The organism is Dactylosporangium sp. NPDC005572 (genome assembly GCF_040605515.1).
Lineage (GTDB): Bacteria > Actinomycetota > Actinomycetes > Mycobacteriales > Micromonosporaceae > Dactylosporangium.
Genome location: NZ_JBEXCY010000126.1, coordinates 19,274 through 27,243, shown reverse-complemented (window position 1 = coordinate 27,243; position 7,970 = coordinate 19,274). Strand labels below are relative to the sequence as shown.

The following is a 7,970-nucleotide window of genomic DNA, read 5'->3' as shown; positions in this document are numbered from 1 at the left end:
TCGTGCAGCGCCGACCGCGCGGGTGGGGGCCGTCATGCGGACTCCTCGTTGTACGGAATCCTTGCCAGAACCCGGAAACCGCCTTCGGGACGGGGACCGGCGCTGAACGTGCCACCGTACGCGGCGATCCGCTCGCGCATGCCGACCAAGCCGTGCCCGCCCAAGCCGTGCGGACCGAAGTCGCGGCCCACGTCACGGCCCACGTCACGGCCCACGTCACGGCCTGCGCTACGGCTTTGGTCACGGCTAGACGGCGGGCTACTGTTTGGGCGGCCGTCGTCGTACACCTCCACGCTCACCTCGCTCGCCGCCGCCGTCACACCCACCCGGCAGCGCGTCGGCGCCGCATGCTTCACCACGTTGGTCAATGCCTCCTGCACGATCCGATACACCGGGAGCTCCAGCGTCGCGGGTAATCGCTCGGTGTCCCGCAGCGTCACGTCGACGGTCACGCCGGCGGCCGTGGCCCGGCGGGTGAGCGCCGGCAGCGCCGCCAATCCGGGTGGCTCGTGTTCGCCCGGGTCGTCGTCCGACCGCAGCACGCCGAGCAGGTGCCGCATCTCGGCCAGCGCTCCCTTGCTGGTGGTCTCGATGACCCGCAACGCGTCGCGCACCTCCTCGGGCCGCCGGTCGGCGACGTGCCCGGCGACCGCCGCCTTGATCGCGATGACCCCCATGCTGTGGGCGACGCTGTCGTGCAGTTCACGGGCGATCCGCAGGCGCTCTTCCGCGACCGCGCTGCGGGCGGCCTGCTCAGCGGCGCGCTGCGCGAACAACCGCCGGTCGCGCACGATCTGCCCGGCCGTCCAGGCGCAGGCCAGCACGGCCGCGAGGAGGGCGAGCAGCTGCGGCCGGCCGATCCACCAGCCGGGCACGCCGCGCGGGCTGCCGACCGCGGTGAGCAGGCCGACCCCGCCGATACTGACCAGCACGGCGGTCACGGCGCGCACCCGCCGCGGGCGTGAGGTGACCGAAGAGCAGTGGAACATCGCATACGCGGTGGCGACGAACGGCAGCTGCGCCCGGTCCAGCATCGACCAGCCCAGCGACGCGGCGAGCACGACGCCGAACACCAGCCGCGGCCGCAGCCGGACGGCCGCGATCGGCAGCGCGGCCGCGGCCGCCAGCAGCCCCCGGGCCCACGCCGCCGCGCCGTGCTGCCCGGCGACCGCGCTCACGACGAACACCACCGCGGCGATGGCGGCGGCCAGGCCGTCCAGCGCGATCAGCAGGCGGCGGTGCATCTCGTTCACGCGGTCCACCGTATGCGGCGCGGTGGTGGCGCGCGTCGGACCACGGTAGGAGCTTCGGAATCGGACCACGGTCGGATGTGCCCGGCCGTGCGATCCGGCAGCGTTGGGCCCGTGATTGAGGTCCGCGAGGTTTCCAAGCGTTACGGGGGAGTTCAGGCCGTCGACGCGCTCACCTTCACCGTCCAGCCGGGACAGGTCACCGGGTTTCTCGGCCCGAACGGTGCCGGCAAGTCCACGACCATGCGGATGGTCGTCGGCCTGGCCCGGCCGAGCGCCGGCGAGATCCGGGTCGGCGGCCGGCGGTATGACGGGATCCGCCACCCGCTCGGACACGTCGGCGCGCTGCTCGAGGCCGACGCCGTGCATCCCGGCCGCTCCGCGTTCGACCACCTGCTGTGGCTGGCCCAGAGCAACGGCATCGGCCGGACCCGGGTCCGCCAGGTGCTCACGCAGCTCGGCCTCGACGGGGTGGCCCGCCGTCGGGTCCGCGGCTTCTCGCTCGGCATGCGCCAACGCCTCGGCCTGGCTGCGGCGCTGCTCGGCGACCCGCCCGTCCTGCTGCTCGACGAGCCCGTCAACGGCCTCGACCCGGAGGGTGTGCGGTGGCTGCGTCACCTGGTGCGCTCCCTCGCCGCGGAGGGCCGCACGGTGTTCGTCTCCAGCCACCTCATGAGCGAGATGGCCATCACCGCCGACCACCTGATCGTTATCGGTCACGGCCGGCTGCTGGCCGACGCCCCGCTCGCGTCGTTCATCGGTGACGGGACGTCACTTGAGGACGCCTATCTCCGCCTGCAGGAGCGTGCCCGATGACCACCGTGGTGCTGGCCGAGTGGACGAAGCTGCGCACGATCCGGTCCACGGTGTGGACGCTCGCGCTCACGTTCCTGATCAGTGTCGGTCTCGCGGCCGTCAGCGGCTTCTCGGTCCGCAATGCGTACGAGACCGGCAACGCCGCGATGGTGCGCCCCGACTTCGACCCGGTCTATTCCGGTTTTGTCGGGCTGTTGTACGGGCAGCTGGCGCTCATCGCCTTCGGCGCGCTGCTGGTGACGTCCGAGTACGGCACCGGCACCGTCCGGGCGACGCTCGCCGCGGTGCCGCGGCGTGGCCTGGCGTACGGGGGCAAGCTGCTCGTCGGGTGCGGCGCTGCCCTGGTCGTCGCGGTGGCCACGGTGCTGGTGTCGTGGCCGGTCAACCAGGCCGGCCTGGGGCCGTACGGCACGTCGATGGCGGCACCGGGCGTGCCCCGCGCGCTGGCGGGCGCGGCGGTCTACCTCACGCTGGTCTGCCTGTTCTCGGCCGGTGTGGCGGCGACCCTGCGGAGCACCGCACTGACGCTGGGCATCCTGATCCCGCTGTTCTTCATCGTCGGCCCAGTCCTGAGCCGCATTCCGGGTGTGGCGGCGGTCGCCCGGTACCTGCCCGACCAGGCCGGGCAGCGGCTCATGGACACCGCGGACCCGTTACCGGCGCTGCTGGTGCTGACCGGCTGGACGGCGGCCGCGGTGGGCGCGGGCTACGCGCTGGTGCGCCGCCGCGATGTCTGAACCGCCCGTCAGCGGCGCTCGTCAGCGGCGCTCGTCAGCGGCGCCTGGGCTACGCGTTGGTGCGCGGGCGCGACGTCTGAGCCGGCAGTCGGCGGCGGCGGACCTCCGTGCCGCGGTCCCAGATGAGGCGGTTGAGGGCGTAAGGGTCCAGCCGGCTCGGGCCCCTCGGGTTCGCATCAGCACCGGCTCCGGCCTCGGCTTCGAGGTTGGCTTCGGCCCTGGTTCCGGCTCTGGCGCCGGTCTTCGCGCGGGCCTTGCTCTCCGGCTTTGCGAGGGCCTTCGCGCCGGCCTGCGTGCCCGCCTTCGCACCGGCGTTGCGCTCGGCGGCGGGCTCGGCGGCGGGCTCGGCGGCGGGCTCGGCTTCGGACAGGATCTCGCGGCGGGCCACGGCGGCGGCCGAGACGCGCTCGCGGTAGTCGCGGAACACCTGGACCTCGCCGTTGGGCCAGTTGAGCTCGGTGTAGTCCATGCCGTGGAACGCGGAGTCGCCGAGGGTGGAGACGTCGACCGCGTGTTCCTCGAGGAGGTCCGGTGTTGCCGTGAGCGTCACCAGGCCGCCGATGCGGTCGACGCGTTCGGTGAAGCCGCGTGGCCGGATCCACGGGGCCTGCCAGCTGCCGCGGGGGCGGTCCCGCTGCGAACGCTGTGCGGCTACCGCGGTGTCGAGGCCGTGCGTGTGCCAACGGACCGTGCCGTCCGGTGCGCCGCGCAGGGGCAGGCGCTGCCGTAGGTCGCGTGCGGCCTTGTGGGTGAAGGGCGTGAGGAGTGCCGGTACGAGGGCGATGGGGTCGGCGGGCTCCGCGTCGAACGGGTTGGTGTCCAGGTGCGGGCGGTCGATGAGGACGACGGTGCCGGGCACGCGCTGGTACGCCAGGCCCCACAGCAGCCGGCCGAGGAGGCGTGCGCCGCCCCAGTCCGACAGCACGTGCCAGGTGCCGTGGTAGAAGTTCGTGCTGAACCGGCTCGGGGTACCCGGGCGGAGCGTCACGACGGTGTAGTCCCGCCCGTCGAGCCGGAGCCGCCGCCGATGCAGCTTCATCCGGTCACCGACGTGCGAACCGGCGCCCGGCCGCGGCCTCCCGTGCAAACTCGTACACCCCCGTGTGATGGCGTCCTGACGCTTCCATTGCAGCACCGGGCACAAGCGGGTTTCCGGCGTTCAGGCGGGCGGCGCCGGCTGCCAGGTGGCCGGGTCGAACCCGTCCGGCGTCGGGAACGGGTTGTCGCGGCGCCCGCCGATCTGCCGCAGCGGACCGCCGACCGGGCCGGCCCACACCTCGGTGTTGCCGGGCCGCCAGATGCTCAACCCGTCGGGATGGTGGCACACCTCGAAGTCCATCGCGTCCGAGCCGCGGAACAGCAGGACGGTCGCCTGCTCGGGCGGAACGTCGTACGTCATGCCCTCGGGTTCGACCATCAGCCAGAAGTCGGCCTCGCCGCCCCCACTGACCAGCATCCGGACGACGGTCGGCTCGTCATGATCGGAACCCATGCCGTCGATCATCGCAGCGTGCGCGACAGGACGGCCCGGCCGTCGGTGATGGTCCGGCGTCACACCCGCGAACGCCGGTCGTCCAGTACGGCGACGGCGGCGTCGAGGGCTTGTGACCGCAGGTCGGGCGGCAGGTTCGGGGTCAGGCCGGCCAGCGCCACGGTCCGCCAGTAGGGGTTGGTGATGGCGAGGGCGGCGGCCAGCGCCTCGGGGAGCAGGTCAGGTGGCAGCGGGAGCGCGGCCAGGAGATTGGCGCGCCAGGGCTCGCCGAGCAGCGTGACCGCCTCGGCCAGTACCTCGGCGGGCCGATGCTCCGCGAGGGCGAAGAGCTCCCGCGCCCGCCACAGGTCGCGGCGGGTCGCGCGGGTGCCGGTCACCGCCAGGTGCAGGGCGGTGTCGCGGTGCTGCTCCGGCAGGTACGGCAGCAGCGCGGTCATCGCCGCACCGCGCGCGCCGGCATGGGTGACGGCCAGGGCGGCGGCGTACGTCTGCTCGACTGCGGCGGTCCGCTCGTCCGGTGGCAGGTGCGGGATGACGCCGGCCAGCCGCAGGATCCGGCCGAGCCCGGGCTGGTTGACCCGGGCGGCGAGGTCGTCGTCGGGCAGGGTCGTGGCGTCGGCGAGCGCCTGGCGGCGGGCGGCCGCGCGCGCGTCGTCCGGCAGGTGTGGCAGCAGGATCAGCAGCCTCGCGACGCGTGCGCTGCCGGGCGCGATCGTCAGCGTGTCGGCCAGGGTCTGCCGCATGACGGCCGTTCGCAGGTCCGGTTCCAGGTGTGGCGCGAAGCCGGCCGCCGCCGCGGCGCGTGAGCCGTCGGGCGGGAAGCCGCTGAGCGCGGCGATCGCCCGTTCGTGCAGCAGCGCCGGTAGGTACGGCATGAGCTCCGTCAGCCGCTCGAACCGCGCATGCTCGAACGGGATTGCGACGGCGGCCGTCAACGCCGCTTCGACGGCCGTCGCACGTTCGTCCGCGGCCAGGTGCGGCACGAGACCCACCAGCGCCCGGGACCTCGGGCCGGGCTCGGCGATGGCGTAGGCCGCGGCCAAGGCCTCGGCGCGCAGGTCGGGCGGCAGCAGCGGCGCCAGGTCGGCCAGTACCACGCCGCGCCAGAACGGTGTAAAGATGCTGAGCGCCGCGTCCAGTACCGTGCGCAGCCGGTCGGCCGGCAGATGCGGAGCGAGGCGCCGCAGATCCCACTCGCGCGGAGCCGCGAGGACCGCGGCCAGGACCTCGTCGAGTTGCTCCGGCGGCAGGTGCGGCGCGAGCCGGACCATCGTCCCGGTGCGCAACTCCTCGTCGCCGAACGCGGCCGCGATGGCCAACGCCTCCACCGGCACGTGCGGCGCGAGCGCTTCCAGCAGTTCGGCCCGCTGCCACTCGTCGTCGACGGACGCGACCGACGCGAGGGCCGGGGCCAACAGGTCGGCGGGCAGCAGCGGCACGAGGTACTCCAGGACACCGCACCGGTCCAGCTCCGTGGCCAGCCGCGGGAGGTGCGACAGCGCCTCCCCGGGTGACCAGACGCCGGCCGTGACCAGCAGCTCGACCAGGCCTGCCGACAGCCCGCCGGTGATCTCCGTCCGCCGCCGCGCCAGCTCGAACGAGGCCCCCTGGATCGCCGCCGACCGCTCCATCGCGCCATTGTCGCCGAGGTGCTGCTGAGACGCCGGTCACAGTTGGGCCTTCCGCATCACGTTCGGGGTGGCTGGTTCGCTCTCAGGTGGGCAGAAGGAGGCGATCCATGACCGACGCGACGACGCAGGTGTTCAGTCAGCAGCGGGAGCTGCTGTTCTCGATGGTCTACAACATCCTCGGCAGTGTTGCCGACACCGAGGACGTGCTGCAGGAGACCTGGCTGGCCTGGAGCGGGCGCCAGCAGGGCGGCGAACCCGTCGAGCACCCCCGCGCGTACCTGGTGCGCATCGCCGTCAACCGGGCCCTCGCCCAGCAGGCGGTGATCAGCCGGCGGCGCGAGACCTACGTCGGGCCGTGGCTGCCCGAGCCCATCGTCCGGCCCCTCGAGGACGGCGACAGGGAAGGCGACACGGAGTCGGTGTCGATGGCGATGCTCGTGGTACTCGAGACGCTCACGCCGCTCGAGCGGGCGGTGTTCGTGCTGCACGAGGTGTTCGGGTACGCGCACACCGAGATCGGCGACATCCTCGGGCGCAGCGCCGCGGCGGTCCGGCAGGTCGCGCACCGGGCGCGGGGGCACGTCCACGCGCGGCGGCCGCGGTTCGAGCCCGACCCGCGGGTGCAGCAGGAGGCCACCGAGCGGTTCCTCGCGGCGGCGCTCGGCGGTGACCTCGACGCGCTGATGCAGATCCTGGCGCCCGACGTGACCCTGTGGGGCGACGGCGCCGGCCACGCGGGCGGCGTGCGGCCGCTGCAGGGGCGCGACAAGGTCGCCAAGCTGCTCGCGGCGCTCGCCGGGCGGTCGGGCGAAGGGCTCGACGTGCGGTACCGCAGCGTCAACGGCGAACCGTCGGCCCTGCTGGTCGCCGGTGGCGTGCCCTTCGCGGTGGTCACCCTCGACCTCACGCCGGACGGCCGGCAGATCAGCGGCATCTATGTCGTCGCCAACCCCGACAAACTCACCCACGTCGATTAGGAGCCATCGATGCGTACCGCGAAGTGGGTCGTCGTCGCCGTCTGGCTCGTCGTGCTGGTGCCGGCGCTGCTGCTGGCCGGCCGGCTCGGCGACGTCGAGGAGAACGACAACGCGGCGTGGCTGCCCGGCAACGCCGAGTCGACCGCGGTGGTCGAGCGGGCCGCCCGGTTCCAGCCGGGCGACACCGTGCCCGCCATCGTCATCTACGACCGGCCCGGCGGCGTGACCGACGCCGACCTGGCCAAGGCCCGCGCCGACGCCGAAGCGTTCACCCGCCTGGACGGCGTCGTCGGCCGGCCGCAGGGGCCGGTGCGCTCCGACGACGGCGCGGCCATCCAGACCGTCGTACAGGTCCACAAGGACAGCGAGGGCTGGGCGGGCATCGGCCGGATCGTCGACGCGATCACGGCGGTCGGCCGGGCGGACGCGAACGGCCTCGGCTTCCACGTCACCGGCCCGGCCGGCCAGGCGTCCGACTCGATCAAGGCGTTCAGCGGGGGCGGCGGCCTCACCACCATCACCGCGGTGGTGGTCGTGGTGATCCTGCTGCTCACGTACCGCAGCCCGATCCTCCCGCTGCTGCCGCTGCTCACCGCCGGCGTCGCGCTGGTGACGTCGGAGGCGGTGATCTACCTGCTGGCCGAGCACGCCGGCCTGACCGTGAACACGCAGACCAGCTTCATCCTGACGGTGCTGGTGTTCGGCGCCGCGACGGACTACGCGATGCTGCTCATCTCCCGGTACCGCGAGGAGTTGCGCGTCCACGCGGACCGCCACGAGGCGATGGCCAAGGCGCTGCGCCGCTGCGGCCCGGCGATCGTCGCCAGCGCCGCGACCGTCGCCGTGAGCCTGCTGCTGCTCATGCTGGCCACCCTCAACTCCACCCAGGGGCTCGGCCCGGCCTGCGCGATCGGCATCCTCGTCGGGCTGGTCGCGATGGTCACCCTGATGCCGGCCCTGCTGGTCATCGGCGGCCGATGGATCTTCTGGCCGGCCAGGGCGACGGCCGACACGACGGCCGACACGACGGCCGACACGACGGCCGACACGACGGCCGACACGACGGC

General features: G+C 73.6%; 8 protein-coding genes. 4 read left to right on the top strand and 4 right to left on the bottom strand.

What is annotated here, in order from left to right:
* Positions 1–32: 32 nt before the first annotated feature.
* Positions 33–1,244, bottom strand: coding sequence for a histidine kinase (locus ABZS66_RS40510; protein WP_354767381.1), 1,212 nt, complete (start codon positions 1,242–1,244; stop codon positions 33–35).
* Between the two features lie 120 nt (positions 1,245–1,364).
* Here ABZS66_RS40510 and ABZS66_RS40505 point away from each other — a divergent pair, with 120 nt between their 5' ends.
* Positions 1,365–2,066: an ATP-binding cassette domain-containing protein gene (locus tag ABZS66_RS40505; RefSeq protein ID WP_354767339.1), complete on the top strand. Its 702-nt coding sequence runs from the start codon at positions 1,365–1,367 to the stop codon at positions 2,064–2,066.
* Positions 2,063–2,803: an ABC transporter permease subunit gene (locus tag ABZS66_RS40500; protein ID WP_354767341.1), complete on the top strand. Its 741-nt coding sequence runs from the start codon at positions 2,063–2,065 to the stop codon at positions 2,801–2,803. The genes ABZS66_RS40505 and ABZS66_RS40500 overlap by 4 nt, the downstream gene beginning before the upstream one ends.
* 49 nt (positions 2,804–2,852) lie before the next feature.
* On the opposite strand, the gene ABZS66_RS40495 is transcribed toward ABZS66_RS40500, so the two are convergent.
* The 3 genes from ABZS66_RS40495 to ABZS66_RS40485 all read right to left on the bottom strand — a co-directional run bounded on the left by ABZS66_RS40495 (position 2,853) and on the right by ABZS66_RS40485 (position 5,926).
* Positions 2,853–3,842 carry a hypothetical protein gene (locus ABZS66_RS40495; protein WP_354767343.1) on the bottom strand — a complete coding sequence of 330 codons (990 nt, stop codon included), beginning with the start codon at positions 3,840–3,842 and terminating at the stop codon, positions 2,853–2,855.
* 120 nt (positions 3,843–3,962) lie between these two features.
* Positions 3,963–4,295 carry a hypothetical protein gene (locus tag ABZS66_RS40490; RefSeq protein ID WP_354767345.1) on the bottom strand — a complete coding sequence of 111 codons (333 nt, stop codon included), beginning with the start codon at positions 4,293–4,295 and terminating at the stop codon, positions 3,963–3,965.
* Between the two features lie 59 nt (positions 4,296–4,354).
* A complete protein-coding gene (locus ABZS66_RS40485; protein WP_354767347.1) occupies positions 4,355–5,926 on the bottom strand; it encodes a hypothetical protein in 1,572 nt (523 codons plus the stop codon).
* A gap of 107 nt (positions 5,927–6,033) precedes the next feature.
* On the opposite strand from ABZS66_RS40485, the gene sigJ reads away from it, so the two are divergent.
* Positions 6,034–6,903, top strand: a complete 870-nt coding sequence (gene sigJ / locus ABZS66_RS40480; RefSeq protein ID WP_354767349.1) for an RNA polymerase sigma factor SigJ — start codon at positions 6,034–6,036, stop codon at positions 6,901–6,903.
* A gap of 9 nt (positions 6,904–6,912) precedes the next feature.
* A partial coding sequence (locus ABZS66_RS40475) for an MMPL family transporter (protein WP_354767367.1) occupies positions 6,913–7,970 on the top strand: 1,058 nt, incomplete at its 3' end.

Excerpts from the sequence above, each read along its gene's own strand:
- ABZS66_RS40510 (WP_354767381.1), bottom strand. The coding sequence starts at position 1,244 with ATGCACCGCCGCCTGCTGATCGCGCTGGACGGCCTGGCCGCCGCCATC.
- ABZS66_RS40500 (WP_354767341.1), top strand. The coding sequence starts at position 2,063 with ATGACCACCGTGGTGCTGGCCGAGTGGACGAAGCTGCGCACGATCCGG.
- ABZS66_RS40495 (WP_354767343.1), bottom strand. The coding sequence starts at position 3,842 with ATGAAGCTGCATCGGCGGCGGCTCCGGCTCGACGGGCGGGACTACACC.
- ABZS66_RS40490 (WP_354767345.1), bottom strand. The coding sequence starts at position 4,295 with ATGGGTTCCGATCATGACGAGCCGACCGTCGTCCGGATGCTGGTCAGT.
- ABZS66_RS40485 (WP_354767347.1), bottom strand. The coding sequence starts at position 5,926 with ATGGAGCGGTCGGCGGCGATCCAGGGGGCCTCGTTCGAGCTGGCGCGG.
- sigJ (WP_354767349.1), top strand. The coding sequence starts at position 6,034 with ATGACCGACGCGACGACGCAGGTGTTCAGTCAGCAGCGGGAGCTGCTG.